At 50.5% G+C, this 14,433-nt stretch carries 15 protein-coding genes, 1 tRNA gene and 6 pseudogenes; 14 read left to right on the forward strand and 8 right to left on the reverse strand.

The window, feature by feature from the left end; translation table 11 throughout:
* Positions 1 to 59: 59 nt before the first annotated feature.
* Together AB2L51_RS14315 and hchA are read right to left on the reverse strand one after the other, a co-directional pair.
* Complete coding sequence (locus AB2L51_RS14315) at positions 60 to 917, reverse strand: NADP-dependent oxidoreductase (RefSeq protein ID WP_395582980.1); 858 nt, start codon at positions 915 to 917, stop codon at positions 60 to 62.
* A 168-nt stretch (positions 918 to 1,085) separates the two neighbouring features.
* Positions 1,086 to 1,955, reverse strand: coding sequence for a glyoxalase III HchA (gene hchA / locus AB2L51_RS14320; protein WP_395582981.1), 870 nt, complete (start codon positions 1,953 to 1,955; stop codon positions 1,086 to 1,088).
* Between the two features lie 380 nt (positions 1,956 to 2,335).
* Here hchA and AB2L51_RS14325 point away from each other — a divergent pair, with 380 nt between their 5' ends.
* From AB2L51_RS14325 to AB2L51_RS14340, 4 genes are all read left to right on the forward strand, one after another.
* Positions 2,336 to 2,569: a ribonuclease domain-containing protein gene (locus AB2L51_RS14325; protein WP_395582993.1), complete on the forward strand. Its 234-nt coding sequence runs from the start codon at positions 2,336 to 2,338 to the stop codon at positions 2,567 to 2,569.
* 6 nt (positions 2,570 to 2,575) lie between these two features.
* Complete coding sequence (locus AB2L51_RS14330) at positions 2,576 to 3,040, forward strand: barstar family protein (protein ID WP_395582982.1); 465 nt, start codon at positions 2,576 to 2,578, stop codon at positions 3,038 to 3,040.
* A gap of 290 nt (positions 3,041 to 3,330) precedes the next feature.
* Positions 3,331 to 3,603, forward strand: a complete 273-nt coding sequence (locus AB2L51_RS14335) for a hypothetical protein (RefSeq protein ID WP_395582983.1) — start codon at positions 3,331 to 3,333, stop codon at positions 3,601 to 3,603.
* A gap of 3 nt (positions 3,604 to 3,606) precedes the next feature.
* Positions 3,607 to 4,053 carry a hypothetical protein gene (locus AB2L51_RS14340; RefSeq protein ID WP_395582984.1) on the forward strand — a complete coding sequence of 149 codons (447 nt, stop codon included), beginning with the start codon at positions 3,607 to 3,609 and terminating at the stop codon, positions 4,051 to 4,053.
* 31 nt (positions 4,054 to 4,084) lie between these two features.
* On the opposite strand, the pseudogene AB2L51_RS14345 reads toward AB2L51_RS14340, so the two are convergent.
* Positions 4,085 to 4,708: pseudogene (locus AB2L51_RS14345) on the reverse strand (transposase).
* 195 nt (positions 4,709 to 4,903) lie between these two features.
* Between AB2L51_RS14345 and AB2L51_RS14350 the strand changes: the two are divergent.
* From AB2L51_RS14350 to AB2L51_RS14375, 6 genes are all read left to right on the forward strand, one after another.
* Positions 4,904 to 5,326: a hypothetical protein gene (locus AB2L51_RS14350; protein WP_395582985.1), complete on the forward strand. Its 423-nt coding sequence runs from the start codon at positions 4,904 to 4,906 to the stop codon at positions 5,324 to 5,326.
* A gap of 44 nt (positions 5,327 to 5,370) precedes the next feature.
* Positions 5,371 to 5,817 carry a hypothetical protein gene (locus tag AB2L51_RS14355; protein ID WP_395582986.1) on the forward strand — a complete coding sequence of 149 codons (447 nt, stop codon included), beginning with the start codon at positions 5,371 to 5,373 and terminating at the stop codon, positions 5,815 to 5,817.
* Between the two features lie 60 nt (positions 5,818 to 5,877).
* A complete protein-coding gene (locus AB2L51_RS14360; RefSeq protein ID WP_395582987.1) occupies positions 5,878 to 6,852 on the forward strand; it encodes a hypothetical protein in 975 nt (324 codons plus the stop codon).
* A 20-nt stretch (positions 6,853 to 6,872) separates the two neighbouring features.
* On the forward strand, positions 6,873 to 7,082 hold the full coding sequence (locus AB2L51_RS14365) for a toxin C-terminal domain-containing protein (RefSeq protein WP_395582994.1): 210 nt from the start codon (positions 6,873 to 6,875) through the stop codon (positions 7,080 to 7,082).
* A 2-nt stretch (positions 7,083 to 7,084) separates the two neighbouring features.
* A complete protein-coding gene (locus tag AB2L51_RS14370) occupies positions 7,085 to 7,525 on the forward strand; it encodes a hypothetical protein (protein ID WP_395582988.1) in 441 nt (146 codons plus the stop codon).
* Between the two features lie 169 nt (positions 7,526 to 7,694).
* The gene (locus AB2L51_RS14375) at positions 7,695 to 8,228 is read left to right on the forward strand and encodes a hypothetical protein (protein ID WP_395582989.1); all 534 of its coding nucleotides are present in this window, start codon (positions 7,695 to 7,697) and stop codon (positions 8,226 to 8,228) included.
* 642 nt (positions 8,229 to 8,870) lie between these two features.
* On the opposite strand, the gene AB2L51_RS14380 is transcribed toward AB2L51_RS14375, so the two are convergent.
* Positions 8,871 to 9,803: an IS5 family transposase gene (locus AB2L51_RS14380; RefSeq protein ID WP_395582990.1), complete on the reverse strand. Its 933-nt coding sequence runs from the start codon at positions 9,801 to 9,803 to the stop codon at positions 8,871 to 8,873.
* Between the two features lie 92 nt (positions 9,804 to 9,895).
* Here AB2L51_RS14380 and AB2L51_RS14385 point away from each other — a divergent pair.
* From AB2L51_RS14385 to AB2L51_RS14395, 3 genes and pseudogenes are all read left to right on the forward strand, one after another.
* Positions 9,896 to 10,026, forward strand: a pseudogene (locus AB2L51_RS14385) (transposase); the annotation flags it as partial.
* Positions 10,027 to 10,145: 119 nt separating this feature from the next.
* Positions 10,146 to 10,412, forward strand: coding sequence for a hypothetical protein (locus tag AB2L51_RS14390; RefSeq protein ID WP_395582991.1), 267 nt, complete (start codon positions 10,146 to 10,148; stop codon positions 10,410 to 10,412).
* A gap of 2 nt (positions 10,413 to 10,414) precedes the next feature.
* Positions 10,415 to 11,308 carry a dihydrodipicolinate synthase family protein gene (locus tag AB2L51_RS14395; protein WP_395582992.1) on the forward strand — a complete coding sequence of 298 codons (894 nt, stop codon included), beginning with the start codon at positions 10,415 to 10,417 and terminating at the stop codon, positions 11,306 to 11,308.
* A 49-nt stretch (positions 11,309 to 11,357) separates the two neighbouring features.
* Here AB2L51_RS14395 and AB2L51_RS14400 read toward each other — a convergent pair.
* Positions 11,358 to 12,111, reverse strand: a pseudogene (locus tag AB2L51_RS14400) (IS5 family transposase); the annotation flags it as partial.
* A gap of 19 nt (positions 12,112 to 12,130) precedes the next feature.
* A pseudogene (locus AB2L51_RS14405) lies at positions 12,131 to 12,670 on the reverse strand (integrase core domain-containing protein); the annotation flags it as partial.
* Positions 12,671 to 12,740: 70 nt separating this feature from the next.
* On the opposite strand from AB2L51_RS14405, the pseudogene AB2L51_RS14410 reads away from it, so the two are divergent.
* Positions 12,741 to 13,503, forward strand: a pseudogene (locus AB2L51_RS14410) (IS5 family transposase).
* Positions 13,504 to 13,513: 10 nt separating this feature from the next.
* Here the strand turns inward: AB2L51_RS14410 and AB2L51_RS14415 are convergent.
* Both AB2L51_RS14415 and AB2L51_RS14420 read right to left on the reverse strand, forming a co-directional pair.
* A pseudogene (locus AB2L51_RS14415) lies at positions 13,514 to 14,138 on the reverse strand (transposase); the annotation flags it as partial.
* A gap of 218 nt (positions 14,139 to 14,356) precedes the next feature.
* Positions 14,357 to 14,433 (reverse strand) — tRNA-Met (locus AB2L51_RS14420).

A 14,433-nucleotide genomic window follows, 5' to 3' on the forward strand; every position in this document is an offset into this window, starting at 1 on the left:
GGAGTGTGAAGGCATGGGTCAAATCTCGATGAAAATTTCCGCCCTACCCGGGTCAGTTCTCAGTGAAAATCAACAAAATCACTGTTGATGAAACCACGAACCTGCAAGCGCATGGAAATGACCCGAAACAGGTTCGAAAACCCGATCGGAGCATCGGAATTGTACATGCCGATCATGCCACAGATCGCAAAACGGGCATTGCGTCTGGCAACGCCCATTGCCGCGTCGAACTGCTCGCCACCAACATTGTCAAAGTAGACATCCAGACCTTCTGGCGCCACAGCACGCAGTTTGTCCTCGAACGGGCCGGGCGTTTTGTAGTCGATGACATGATCGGCCCCCAGAGACCGCACGAAGTCGCATTTTTCCTTGCCACCAGCCGAGCCAATAACCGTCATGCCGCGCAGTTTGGCAATCTGCACCACAAGCGATCCGACAGCACCAGCCGCAGCGGAAACGAAGACGATGTCACCCGGTCTGGCCTGCGCCACATCAAACAGCCCGAAATAGGCCGTCATGCCGATTGTTCCCAGAACATCAAGAAAGTATTCGTCCTTGAGATCTCCTGCGGGCAGGGCAAGCGCGTCCGTAGCCCTGAGGGTCGCAACATCCCGCCAGCCCAGAAAATGACTGACCCGATCACCAACCTTAAAACGCTCGGACCGCGTTTCGACCACCCGGCCAACAGCAGCCCCCGTCATCGGTTCGTTCAGTGCGAACGGCGCAATGTAGCTGTCTCCCTCGTCCATGCGCGGGCGCATGTAAGGGTCGACAGAAAAGAAGCTGTTCGAAACCCTGATCTCGCCCTCTTTCAACGGCTGATCGAGTGTGTCCCGCAGAGCGAAGTTCTCCATGGTCGGAGAACCCTTCGGACGGGATATGAGGTTCCATGCACGAGACATGTGTTCTGCTTTCATCTTCAGGATTACGGGACAAGTATAGCCTACAGGGCGGGACCGGTAGCGTAAGCCGGGCCAGAGCCACCCTGGCAGCCACACGGGCCCGCAGGGCTATGGAAAAACGGGAGGCCCACACGGCTGCTGGCGACCTGCCAGCACGTTGCCATCCGGGACTCCCGGTTTATGTTATGCGTTGGCAGCTTCGAGAAGGGCCGCGGCGGCAAGTTTGCCGAGATTGTTGGAGGCCAGCGGGCTGTCACCCGTCAACAGGTGACGATCGCGATGGACCTGCCCGGTAATTCCGGCATTGAGAATCTTGACGTTGTGTTTACGAAGATTTTCACCGACCAGCCATGTCATCGGTCCGGGAATGTAACCGATCTCGATGTTGGCCCCGGTGTCCAGACTATCCGGGAACACGCACATCTCATACCCTTCATAGGCGAACCTGCCGCCATCAACCGCCGTGGCCAGCAGACTGGCCGGGCCGTGACAGAGAGAGATCGTAAAACGCTCATTGGCCTGCGCCCAATGCAGGATGTCACCGACTTCCTTGCTGAAGGGAATACCATTGAGCACGCCATGACCACCGGGGATGAAGACACCGAGATACGGGGTTTCGGCTGTAAAACCCTCACCTATCACGTCAGCCAGCTTTTTGGGCTGTTTGAGCTGTTTTTCGTATTTTTTGTAAATTGACTTGACGGCCTCATCCTCGTGCGGGAAAGCCCACCATTCAAGTTTGACCGGGTCGCCAGAAATAGTCGCGATTTCGATTTCAAACCCGGCCGCGTCGAGATGGTACATGGGCAGCAGCATCTCCACAGGATGGTTGCCGGTCGAGAAAAACTCGCCGCCCTTCATCATCAGATACCGTTCCTGTGAACCGATCATCAGGACCTTCCATTTTCCACCCGTATAGGGCTTCGGATAGGTCGTGCCGTCAAAGTCGGTCTTCGAAGACGTGTACTGGGTCAGAGAGTATTCTGATGGGAAGAAAGCATTGTCTTCCGCACGGTCAGATACTGGAGCGCGGCTCAGTTGTTCGTTGCTCATGGAGCTTCTCCTGTTATGAAACCTGTCGCCTGTAACCAGCTTACGGTGAAACCTGTGAATCTCCATAAACAGAGCAGGACGACACGGCACAACTTGGATCATAGACCGTTGCGGTGGAGAGGAAATAAGGGAAATCCCTCAATGCGCAAATAGTTCTGCTTTCCCTTCCAATGCGGGCAGATCTCTATCGCGTCGGGCATCGTCTACAACATGTGCCGCTTTATCTTCCTGAAGCGGATCAGTGCGACCGCCTAGCAGTTGAGCGGGGGCAATATCGCCACACAGATCAAAACGCAGAGGAAAAGTTACCCTGACAACCATCAATCAAAACGCCATAACCTTAAAATCAGAAAACAGACGTTCAAAAAAACGGTTCTTCGATCCCTCCATCTGATGGATATAAAGGAAGTTGGAATTTCAAAAATGATGGATGTGGGAAAAGTGAATTTTTGCCGCGTAGCGATGAATTCGGGAACCCGATAACATATAAGGAATATGATGTAAGTCCATATATCCGCGGGGTTAATCGTGGCAAAGAATATCTTGTTATAGGCAGCAACGGGAAATCTTACTATACATCTGATCACTATCAGGCATTCAAAGGAATGGATTAAAATAAAATGTTTGATATTTTCACACTAAAAAATACCAACGGTCCATGGGTTTTCCAAACTGAAGATAGAGAAGAAAAATTCAAATTTACTGATCCGATCATTTTATCGGGTGATGCGATGCAAACAACTGATGACGCTTATAATGAGATATATAAAAAACTTCGCGCCCCAGACTATGCAGGGAAAAATTATAACGCTCTCTTGGAGATTCTGACTGATCTCGAATGGATAGACCAAAAAGAATATGTATTATTTTTTCAAAATTCAGAAAATATATTAATAAAAGAAGAAAGAACAGTTCTTAAAGGGTTTATAGAAACTCTGTCTTCTGCTGGTGAAGAATGGAGCAAACCCATAAACTTAGGAGTGGCATGGGATCGTCCAGCAATCCCGTTTCATGTTATTTTTCAATTAAAAGAGATAAACATAAAAAGTGAATTTGATCATTTACTAGTGATTATTTCTAAATAATACACGGTTTAAAAATATAAAATAACACTTATTAGGCGACATGTAACATTATTTTTAACCATGCAGCACGTATTGTTTATTTTTTGTTCAGAATATTGATTTTAATCTTAGTGGAGCGATAGATCCATCTTCTGTATTTTTATGCTGGGGCGTTCATCCTCTCCCTGAACAGGGGTTGGCGTATGTTGTAAACGATATTTGCGAACCCGGTCCCCATGAGTAATGTCGACTGTCCAGACGGACAGTTTTTCAATTTTGTCGGCACAAAAGGCACAGGGAGCGTGCGAATAATGTCAGTGAGTAGCGCCCCTCACGCCACGGCAGAAGCCTTTGCAAAACAGGCTTTGGGGAATACTGTTCCGTTATTAGTAAAACCTGTGATAGTGAACGGATATACAGGATGGTATGCTCAATTTGCGGATGACAGTGCTGTAGCGTATAGACCTGCTGGGGCGGCGGGTCGGCAGACACCAGAGAATGTGATGACAATTGAAATAAAAATGAAAAATGTTGTGACTCTTAACAAAGGTCGTGTTTTAAAATTAAAACTCCCGGGAGAATAGAACATGGAATTAATCCTTCAATACAAAAAGTTTCTTGAAATCTGTCGTCATGATGTTAACACCCTGTTTTATTTCTGGTCTTCCGAAAGTTTCCGACTGTACAAAATTTCGGGAGTTGGTTACGCGAGTACATGGTGTCAGGAAGCTCTCGATTTTGCCTATAGAGCAACAAAAATAAATTTTATGGGTGTCGAGTATTTCTATCCGGATCCTACAGATGAAGGAATGGATGATATGTTCAAGCAGATGTCCCACAATTCCCCAAATGGAATGGATGGAGGAGTAATATGGACAACCTATCAGTTTGATTTAATGGAAAAAGGCCGTAATTTTATTGATGCATGGCTGACTTCTGGTGATGATACACTTTTTGGACAGAAACTGATTGATATATTCAATGCCCATAACGTCGGTTTCGATAAACATGCTTTCTATCCTATAAAATATTGACGCAAAATAAAATGTAAGGGTCTAGGGCCTGTTAGGGCTTAATCCAGTCTGCTGTGGCAGCGATGTGGATGACCGCGAGAAACGACGTTGCTGTTTTTTCATATCTGGTTGCAACAGCACGCCATTCCTTGAAGCGCGCCCAGAGGTTCTCGACAAGATGTCGACACCGATAGGCCCATTTTGGGCAGGCGACCAGCCCGTCGCGTCGTTTCGCGGGAATGGCCGGCCGGGTTCCCATGTCCGTCTGCCATCACGCAGACTTTTGTGCCATAGCCGCCGCGAGAGCGGCCAAGTACTTCACGATGGTCTGGTTCTTCGAAACAGGCCCCTTTTTTTGGGCTCCCGCCGCTTTATGGTGAGCCCTGATATTCGTGTCATCCAGAAGAAAAGTCATTCCGAGCGCCACGCCACGTTGCGCCTGAACCCGTTCGAGCATGCGTTTCCATACGCCGCGCCTCGCCCAGCGGATGAAAAGCTGTGCCGCCCACCACCACGGCCCCAGTACAGCGGGGATACGCCGCCATTTCGCACCATTCTCATGACGCCAGAAAATCGCTGCTATCATGCGCCGCAGATCATAGAGTGGCGTCTCGCCCTTTGGACGAACCGCCCCGATCAGAGGTTCCCAGATCGCCCATGTCTCGTCCGTAAAAATGCCTGTCCCGTCTCCTTCTTCCATCCTTATAATATGGGAAGAATTTCAAGATCTAACAGACCCTAGATGCCATACTTAGTGACACACATAAATGATTAACAACGGGAACAGATTTGAAGGAAAAGATGTGATAGCAGGTAACGGCCGAGGAGCACGCTTCGATACTAACGGTATATTTAGAGGATTTCCAGAACCATGAAGTTTGATTTTTATGGATCAATAATAGAAACAAAAATATTCAGTGATTCTGAATATAACAATCTAGTTTGTGAGATATACATTGACGGAGTATATATATGTCTTTTGTCTACGGACGATGGAATTGATAAAATTAGCATAGTATTCCCCGATTGTGAGGAGAAATGTAAAAAAAACAAAGTGAGATATGACATATTCGTCTTCGCATTATCTCTGGCAAAAAAAGATATTTTAAATAAGCGCGGGGAAGAAAGTAACATCGATCCGATCGCAGCGAAGCCCAATATTGAGTTTGCCCTTGAGAAGGCGAGCACGACAGTCACCAGCACAACGCCGGAAGGTTCGACAGCAGCGGCAAGTATTTTCACACCAAACGATATAGCAACTGTGGAAGTAAAATCAGATGATATGGGAAAATAAACAACAACAAAAATTTGAAATTAAAGTTTCCCAAGGGGGAGAAAATGAAAACATTAATACGATACAAAGATTTTTTTGATCTATGCCAGCATGATGTTTATACTCTATTGTATTTTTTTGGAAATAAAAGAGTTCAGCTTCGGGAAATATACGGAATCCAATATAACAAAATATGGTGCCAAGATGCGCTGGATTTTGCCTTCAGAGTAATAAAAATAGGTTTTATGGGAATTGATTACACTGATGGTGGTCCAACACCTGAAGAGCTGAATGAGATTTTTGAACAGATGTCTCAAAACTCTCCTAATGAGGCTGAGGGGGGGGCAATCTGGTCAACATATCAGCTGTATTTAACGGAACAAGGGCAGCATTTTTTAGACGCGTGGCAGCGTTCAGGTGATGGTAATCTTTATGATCAGAAACTTATAGATATATTTAACGCCAATGATGTTGGATTTGACAAACATGCTTTTTATCCTGTGAAATTTTAAAAAGTCTCAATCACTGTTCTGATTACACGTGTAATATTCCCAAATGTATGATCTGTTCCGGTGTGGGGAGCAGGAGATATAGGCGGGAGTGCGAGTTTCAGCCACAGCAAGACGACAGACAGTTACGCGTCGACGGAAGCGACCCAGTCCGGGCTTTATGCGGGTGCGAGTGGCCTGACTGTTTCTGTGGCGGATGCGACGACGCTGAACGGGGGCGTTATCGAAAGCACGGCCGATGCGGCTCTGAACCATCTGACAACCGGTTCGCTGATCGCCAACGACATTGCCAATTATGCCGATGCCAGTGCGAAGACGATGGGGTATCAGGCCAATGTCATGAATCCCGGTGGTGCGACGGGTGGTGGCACGGGTGGGATGCTGACGGCGATTGGTACGGGCATGGCGTCCAACGCGGGAGGTCTTCTGGGTGCTGCGGTGCATCAGGATGCCCGTTCTGTAACCCAGTCAGCAATCGGGGCAAACGTGGTGGTCACAGCAAGGAGTGTAAGCGGCACGCTCTCGCGTGATCCTTCGAGTGCCAATCATCCACTGACGAACAGCTTTGATGCGCAGAAGATGCAGAACGACCTGCAGATCCAGCAGGTCGGATCACAGGTTGTAGGTGAAGTCGGCGGTCTGGTTGCAGATACCCTGCATAATACAGGTGTTTCAGGTTTTGACGAAACGAATTGGAAGGACAATTACGGGCACGCGCTGCTGGAAGCGGCTGGAAGTGCGGATGTTGCTGCTCTGGGTCATGGGAATGTAGCCGCTTCTGGTGTGGGCACAGCGATTGCAGGGGAAACCATAGCGGCTACGGCACCGGAAGTCGCTAAATGGGCTGTCCAGCAAAGCAGTGACCCGAACACGCAGAGAATTCTGGTCAGTGCAGTGATGAACAGTCTTGCAGATGCAGTTTCTGCGGCTGGCGGCTCAGCACTGAGTGGAGGCCAGTCAGCAGTGGAGCCGCTGCTCCAGAACCTGAAGGAGATAAGCCGAAAAAAAACGGATCGGAGGATCGCCCGGAAAACTTAACCCGAAACGCATGGGATAAAATTCGTGCTGCTGCACTAGGCTATAAGAAAAGGGTTCCCTACAATAAACTCCCTTTTAATTCCCATGGTCAGCCAAGTTATTGGAATGGGAGAGCATTTATCACAAGAGACACTGATGCTCATAATGTTGAAAATGGATGGAAAATGTTTAATAAAAAAGGTGACAGAATGGGCACGTTTGATTCTTCACTCAATCCGATAAAGGGATAGCTATGTTTGACTTGTTTTTTGAAAAAAGTGGTAATTATTATGATGAAGACGGTTACTGGGGAAAAATAATTGTCGATGATTTCAACGAAATATTTTTTTCGAATACGACTTTTTTTGATAAGGCTTCTTATCAGAAGCAATGGCGACATGCAGCAGAGTTACTTTTAAAGGAGAAAAAATCTTATTTTCTTGTTGATCTCCACAATCCGAACACATCTAATTTCTTTATATCATGGCCGTGTTATTTCCAAGACAATATTGTTTATTTACAAAATAGGATAATATTTGCTGATCAGTATCCATTAGACAAAGTAATTTTTAATGAGGTCGATCTGGGACCTTTACGACTTATTGATGAAGATGACCAAAAAATATCAACATGGGAAACCGATATACAGTCATTTGTTAATTTTAAAGATAAAATAAATAAAATACAAGAATAAAATTAAATCGAAATTTTGAAAAACTATTTATTAAATCATATGATATCAGGATTTTCTCGAAATATTTGACAAAACCAACTGGAAGGACAATTACGGGCGCGCGCTGCTGGAAGCGGCTGGAAGTGCGGGTGTTACTGCTCTGGGTCATGGGAATGTAGCCGCTTCTGGTGTGGGCACAGCGATTGCAGGGGAAACCATAGCGGCTGCGGCGCCGGAAGTCGCTAAATGGGCTGTCCAGCAAAGCAGTGACCCGAACACGCAGAGAATTCTGGTCAGTGCAGTGATGAACAGTCTTGCGGATGCAGTTTCTGCGGCTGGCGGCGCAGCACTCAGTGGAGGTCAGTCAGCAGCTATTCTCAACAGTGCAGGAACGGCATCTGCTGTTGAGCAGAACAATTTAGTTCAGCTGATTCCTCTTGTCGTTGAAGCCGCGTCTATTGCTCTGGAAGTGACTGAAGGAACGGCTGCGGGCGCCCGCATTGTTTCGGCGGTTAAAGAAGTATTGGAGGCGGGGCATTCTGCCTATGCTGTGAGCCAGTTGCTCGACAGGATGGGCGTGAACGGTGATTATCTGGTTCATGAGGCGAAAAGGAGTTCATCTTCTGTAATTCGGCAGCTTCAACCGGAGCATCCACGTCCGCGGCAGTGGAACTGCTGCTCCAGAACCCGAAGGGGAAGAACCAAAAGGAAAGCCTGCAAATAATAACGCCCAATATTTCTGACAACGAAAAATTAAATGTCCACTATGAGAATCATGGTTCTGAGTTTGGCGCTTCATCGGAAACGGAGTATGAAATTTTAGCAAGAGATTTTCTGACGGGACCAAAAAAGATAATGTTTTGGAGACAATACGTTCGAATGGTGACATTTTAAGATATGGTACCCAAAGTAATACCTTGGCGTTATGAGTAAGGATGGGAATATTCGTACGTTCTATAAACCAGAACCTAAAAGCCCGTTAAATCCAAGAGGCTATGACCCACAGAGATACTCATCACCACAGGATTATTTTAATGCTCAATAACAATTATGTATGCCCAATATGCGGATATGCGAAGCTTAGTGAGCCGGCTTATGATGACCATGGTTGTGCCTCATACGATATCTGCCCATGTTGTGGAAACCAATTTGGATATAGTGATGCAGGTTTTTCTCACGAAAAATTAAGGCGGGAATGGATCGAGACCGGATGTATATGGTCTTCGCAAGTGGTAGCTCCACCACATAATTGGAACCCACTTGACCAGTTAGAGGAAGCAGGATTCAATAGGAATTATATGTCATGAAAGCGGCTCTGTTGCACAATTCCAGCGATTGGGCGTGCTGCAATCTTTGAGGGGTTTTCTTACGCGACAGGGTGCGTGAGGGGGATTCCGAGGGCTGTGAAGCGATTGAGGACGGCGATCCGGACATGAACTTCGGTGATCTGACGGTCGAAATCGCGTGCTGTCAGACGCTGGCCCAGCAGCTTGATGCAGTGCATTTTCGTCTCAACGCGGCTTCGTCGATGATAACCACTCCATCGTCTCCAGATAGCCCGCCCGAGATGTCTGCAAGCCCGTAGAGTTTCATTTCGGGCGATGGCTCCTGCTGATGTGGGGCACCATGTCTTTGCGTTTTTCCGCGGGGAAATGATGGCCTGAGCGCCACGTTCGGCAATGGTGTCATGGGATCGCCTTGTATCATACGCGCCATCAGCCGTGACACTAGCGATGTCTTCATCTTGAGGGATCTGCTCCAGAAGCATTGGCAGAACCGGGGCATCACCGATCTCGTTTCCCGTCATTTCAACGGCGCGGATTTCCAGAGAGCCTTCGTCAACAGCAATATGAAGTTTGCGCCATATACGATGTTTCGAACCGCCATGTTTGCGCCTGTGCCATTCGCCTTCTCCCTCAACCTTGATCCCGGTGCTGTCGATCAGAAGATGAAGCGGACCGTCCGAACTGCGATAGGGGATATCGACCGTCAGGGCTTTCTGCCGACGACTCAGCGTGCTGAAATCCGGCACAGACCATGCCAGCCGCGCCAAACGCAGGAGGCTTTCGACAAAGCCCGTCGTCTGTCGTAGGGCAAAACCAAACAGAACCTTCAGCGTCAGACAGGCCTGGATCGCAGCATCGCTGTAACTTCGCTGGCGACCGCGGCGCCCCGTCGGAAGACCTTCCCCATTCATGGACGGGTCAAACCACACCGTCAGACACCCACGCTTCTTCAGTGCTGCGTTGTAGGAGGACCAGTTCGTCGTTCGGTAGCGCGTGCGCTTCGGCTTGCTCATCACTCACAGCTAACAAACTGGATTCAAACAGGGAATCCCTTGCCAGTATTTCTGCAACAAAGCCGATGAGGGATAGGAGCGTATAGCCCCTCCCCCTAATGCCGCCTGCGAACCGGCAGGCTGGAAACGAACAACCGATTTTCGTGAGATCATCAATGCACTGCGTTATCTTGTCCGCTCAAGCGATGGCTGGGAGAGGCTTCCCGTTCATTTTGGCCCGTGGTCAGCCCAATCCTCATAGTGGCTCGCATTATGCCTACGGTTCGAACGAACAGCCCCGTCTGTGATTTCTGATCAGCAAAGACATGCTCGACAAGAGACTACAGACCAAACGGTGCCGAGATGATCTGTCGTCCCCATGCCTCTATGTTCGTCTGGGTTCCCTTTCCACCTACACTGGCCCATCTCGATAGTCTGGAATTCTCAAAACAGCTTCTGACCCACGCCAAAGTCGCCGTTGCCTCAGGTGTCGGAGATGGTGCAAATGGTGAAGGCTATGTCCGGATTGCACTGGTGGAAAACGAACAACGCATCCGGCAGGCAGCCCGCAACATCCAGCGCTACCTGAAATCAATGGGCGTCAATGTTCCATCCGGTAACGAGGTCTAACAATGTCGATCTTTCACGGTCTATCCGCTTTCCCCATTACGCCCGCCAACGAACATGGTGTGGTGGATATGGAGGGTGTCATGCGCCTGACGGCACATCTATCGAGTAACGGTGTAGACTCCATTGGCCTGTTAGGCAGCACCGGAACCTATACTTATCTGAGCCGCACCGAGCGGTGCCGCGCCATTCGCGCAGCCGTCAAAACGGTCGTAGGGAAAACGCCGCTGATCGTGGGCATCGGCACGCTGCGCACCGACGATGCCCAGAACCTTGCACGCGATGCCGCGGCCGAAGGTGCCGACGGTCTGCTGATGGCCCCTGTATCCTATACGCCCCTGACTCATGAAGAAGCCTATCAGCATTACAAAGCAGTGGCCGAAGTTACGTCTCTACCGCTCTGCATCTACAACAATCCCAGTACAACCCATTTCAGATTCAGCCGTGAGCTTCTTGAACGGCTGGCAGAGTTACCCAACATCGCCGCCGTGAAAATGCCCGCTCCGGCAGAAGGCACGGTCGCACAGGAACTGGCCGAGCTACGATCCAGCCCGGTTGGAAAAATCGCTATAGGCTACAGTGGAGACTGGATTGCGGCGGAAGCCCTGCTTGCCGGAAGTGATGGCTGGTTTAGCGTTCTGGGCGGCTTCCTGCCAAAGATGGCCAAGGCGATGGTGACAGCCGCACATGAGGGCGATGTCCATGCCGTAAACCAGTATCAGCAGATGCTGGAGCCGATATGGGCACTTTTTCGGAAATTTGGAAGCCTGCGTGTTGCTTATGCTGCCATCAATCTTCTGGAACTGTCGTCCGCCCAGCCTCCGCGTCCAATTTTGCCGTTAACATCGCAAGACCGGAGGAGAACCATGGATGCTCTGAAAGCATGCTCCGCACTTTAGGATAAATATCGACGTCTGCTTTCGAACTTAGGCTCAGGACACATTCTTTGAGATAAAAGATGAAGCTTGCTGCGATGTGGATTGCAGACATGAAGGTATGAGCGCACCGGTCATACCGGGTCGCAACACGTCGCCAGTCTTTGAGCTTTGCGAACATGTTTTCGATGAGGTGGCGCTTTTTATACAGATGCCAATTGTAAGGTGGCTTTGATGTCCTGTTCTTCTTCGGCGGAATACAGGCGATGATGTTCCGGTCTGCGAGAGACTGTCTGATTTTATTGCTGTCGTATCCCCGATCACCGATGACTTCCTCTGTCTCATCCGGCAGGTCCGCCAGCAGAACATCAGCCCCTTTGAAATCACTGACCTGTCCCGCAGTCAGATGAAGGCGGACAGGTCGGCCTGATCATCGTACACGGCTTGAAGTTTTGAGTTCAGGCCGCCTTTTGTCCGTCCGATATGGCGGGGAAAAGCCCCTTTTTGAGCAGGAAGGCCGATGTCCGGTGTGCCTTGAGATGTGTTGCATCGATCATCAGACGCTTCGAACGGCCAGCCTGTTCTGTCAGGGCGACAAAAATCCTGTCAAAGACACCCAGACGGCTCCACCTGATGAAGCGATTATACAAAGTCTTGTGCGGACCATATGCTTTCGGGGCGTCTTTCCACTGAAGACCGTTGCGGATCACATAAACGATCCCGCTCAGAACACGCCGGTCATCCACGTGCGGCACTCCGTGCGCCAGAGGAAAAAACGGCTCAATCCGCTCCATCTGGCGCTCAGACAGCATAAACACATTACTCACAGGCCCACCAGCCTGTGAATCACAACCTCTCGCTCAGTTTGACCCTGCCCCGAACGTGCCCCCAGTTTTGAGTTAGGGTCTGTGGGTTGTTGAATGCCTTGTTGGTGTGTTGAACGAAAGCCTCTGGCGTCATGCCATTGAGGCTGGTGTGGGGCCTGACGGCGTTATAGTCGGCCCGCCAGTTCTCGATGACGGAACGGGCGTGAGCGAGATTGCGGAACAGATGCTCATTGAGGCATTCGTCGCGGAACCGGCCGTTGAAGCTCTCGACGAACCCGTTCTGCTGCGGCTTTCCCGGCGCGATATAGTGCCACAGCACCGACCGCTTCTGCTGCCAGGCTAGGATCGCGTTCGAGGTCATCTCGGTGCCATTGTCACTGACAATCATCAAGGGGAAGCCGCATATTTCTGCGATCCGGTCCAACTCGCAGCCAAGCCGTTCGCCTGACAGCGATGTGTCGGCGACCAGACCGAGGCATTCCCGGGTGTAGTCGTCGACCACCGTCAGCACCCGGAAGTGCCGTCCGCTGTTCAGCGCGTCCGACACGAAGTCTAGGCTCAGGACCTATTAATTTATTGAACTGAGCGAGAGGTTGTGATCCACAGGCTTACCAATGGAGGGTGGGCCTGTGAGTGATGTGTTTATGCTGTCTGAGAGGCGGATGGAGCGGATTGAGCCGTTTTTCCCTCTGGCGCACGGAGTGCCACGCGTGGATGACCGGCGTGTTCTGAGCGGGATCGTTTATGTGATCCGCAACGGTCTTCAGTGGAAAGACGCCCCGAAAGCATATGGTCCGCACAAGACTTTGTATAATCGCTTTATCCGGTGGAGCCGCCTTGGTGTTTTTGACAGGATCTTTGTCGCCCAGACAGAACAGGCTGGCTGTTCAAAGCGTCTGATGATCGATGCAACACACCTCAAGGCACACCGGACATCGGCGTCCCTGCTCAAAAAGAGGCTTTTCCCCGCCATATCGGACGGACAAAAGGCGGCCTGAACTCAAAACTTCATGCCGTGTGCGATGATCAGGGCCGACCTGTCCGTCTTCATCTGACTGCGGGACAGGTCAGTGATTTCAGAGGCGCAGACGTGCTTCTGGCAGACCTCCCCGATGAGACAGAAGACGTCATTGGGGACAGAGGTTATGACAGCAACCGGATCAGGTTACGCTTGCAGAACGTAATATCACTGGCTGTATTCCCCCGAAAAAGAACCGGAAATCAAAGCTGCCTTACAACTGGCATCTGTATAAAAAGCGTCATCTGATCGAAAACATGTTCGCAAAGCTGAAGGACTGGCGACGCGTTGCGACCTGATATGACCGGTGCGCTCATACCTTCGTGTCCGCAATCCACATCGCAGCAAGCTTCATCTTCTATCTCAAAGAATGAGTCCTGAGCCTAGGCTCCAGCGCTGGTTCGGCCCGTCGGGCAGCACCATTGCGCACGCGTGCCCAGCGCCCGTTTCCGACCGCCCCGCTTGCAGACCGACAGCCCCTCCTCGCGATACAGCCAAAACAGCTTCTTGTGGTTCATGGCGATCTCTTCGCGGTTGAGCAAGATGTGCAGCCGCCGATACCCGAACCGGCGCCGCTCTCCCGCCAGTTCCCGCAGACGGGCACGCGCTGCCTTGTCGTCCGGGCGGCATGACGCATAGCGCCACGTCTTCGGATTGATGCCGACCAACTGGCACGCGCGGCGTTGCGAACAGTCTTTCTCCCGGATCGCCCAGGTCACGGCATCGCGCCGCAAACCGGGCGTCACGAGTTTTTTGCCAGGAGCTCTTTCAGCGTCGAGACGTCCATCACGCTCTCGGCCAGGAGCCGCTTCAGTTTCGCGTTCTCGTCTTCCAGAGCCTTGAGCCGCCGCGCTTCCGACACATCCATCCCGCCATATTTCGACCACCAGGTGTAGAACGTCGCATCGCTGATCCCGTGCTTGCGGCACAGATCCGCAGCCGTCGCGCCCGCCTGATGCTCTTTCAGGATCTCGATAATCTGGTCCTGCGCAAATCGCGCTTTCTTCATCGTCTGTCTCCAGTGGACAGACCTTACTTCAAATCAAGGGCATTTCAGGGGGCAAGGTCACATCACACCCAACACGCGATCATGAAACACCTGCGATCAGCCCCAACTACGCTGCGCTTTCACTCCCAACTGCATCCTATGTGCATCCTGCGCGTGGCGCCGAAACGCAAAAGGCCGCCCTTGATGCGGCCTAAGTGTTTGACATTAAACGGAATTTCTGGTTGCGGGGGTAGGATTTGAACCTACGGCCTTCAGGTTATGAGCCTGACGAGCTACCGGGCTGCTCCACCCCGCG

It is taken from the genome of Acetobacter fabarum (genome assembly GCF_040702925.2).
GTDB lineage: Bacteria > Pseudomonadota > Alphaproteobacteria > Acetobacterales > Acetobacteraceae > Acetobacter > Acetobacter fabarum_B.

Coding starts and splice junctions, on each gene's coding strand:
- AB2L51_RS14355 (WP_395582986.1), top strand. CDS start 5,371: ATGAAAACATTAATACGATACAAAGATTTTTTTGATCTATGCCAGCAT.
- AB2L51_RS14330 (WP_395582982.1), top strand. CDS start 2,576: ATGTTTGATATTTTCACACTAAAAAATACCAACGGTCCATGGGTTTTC.
- AB2L51_RS14380 (WP_395582990.1), bottom strand. CDS start 9,803: ATGAGCAAGCCGAAGCGCACGCGCTACCGAACGACGAACTGGTCCTCC.
- AB2L51_RS14370 (WP_395582988.1), top strand. CDS start 7,085: ATGTTTGACTTGTTTTTTGAAAAAAGTGGTAATTATTATGATGAAGAC.
- hchA (WP_395582981.1), bottom strand. CDS start 1,955: ATGAGCAACGAACAACTGAGCCGCGCTCCAGTATCTGACCGTGCGGAA.
- AB2L51_RS14340 (WP_395582984.1), top strand. CDS start 3,607: ATGGAATTAATCCTTCAATACAAAAAGTTTCTTGAAATCTGTCGTCAT.
- AB2L51_RS14390 (WP_395582991.1), top strand. CDS start 10,146: ATGATCTGTCGTCCCCATGCCTCTATGTTCGTCTGGGTTCCCTTTCCA.
- AB2L51_RS14335 (WP_395582983.1), top strand. CDS start 3,331: ATGTCAGTGAGTAGCGCCCCTCACGCCACGGCAGAAGCCTTTGCAAAA.
- AB2L51_RS14350 (WP_395582985.1), top strand. CDS start 4,904: ATGAAGTTTGATTTTTATGGATCAATAATAGAAACAAAAATATTCAGT.
- AB2L51_RS14315 (WP_395582980.1), bottom strand. CDS start 917: ATGAAAGCAGAACACATGTCTCGTGCATGGAACCTCATATCCCGTCCG.
- AB2L51_RS14395 (WP_395582992.1), top strand. CDS start 10,415: ATGTCGATCTTTCACGGTCTATCCGCTTTCCCCATTACGCCCGCCAAC.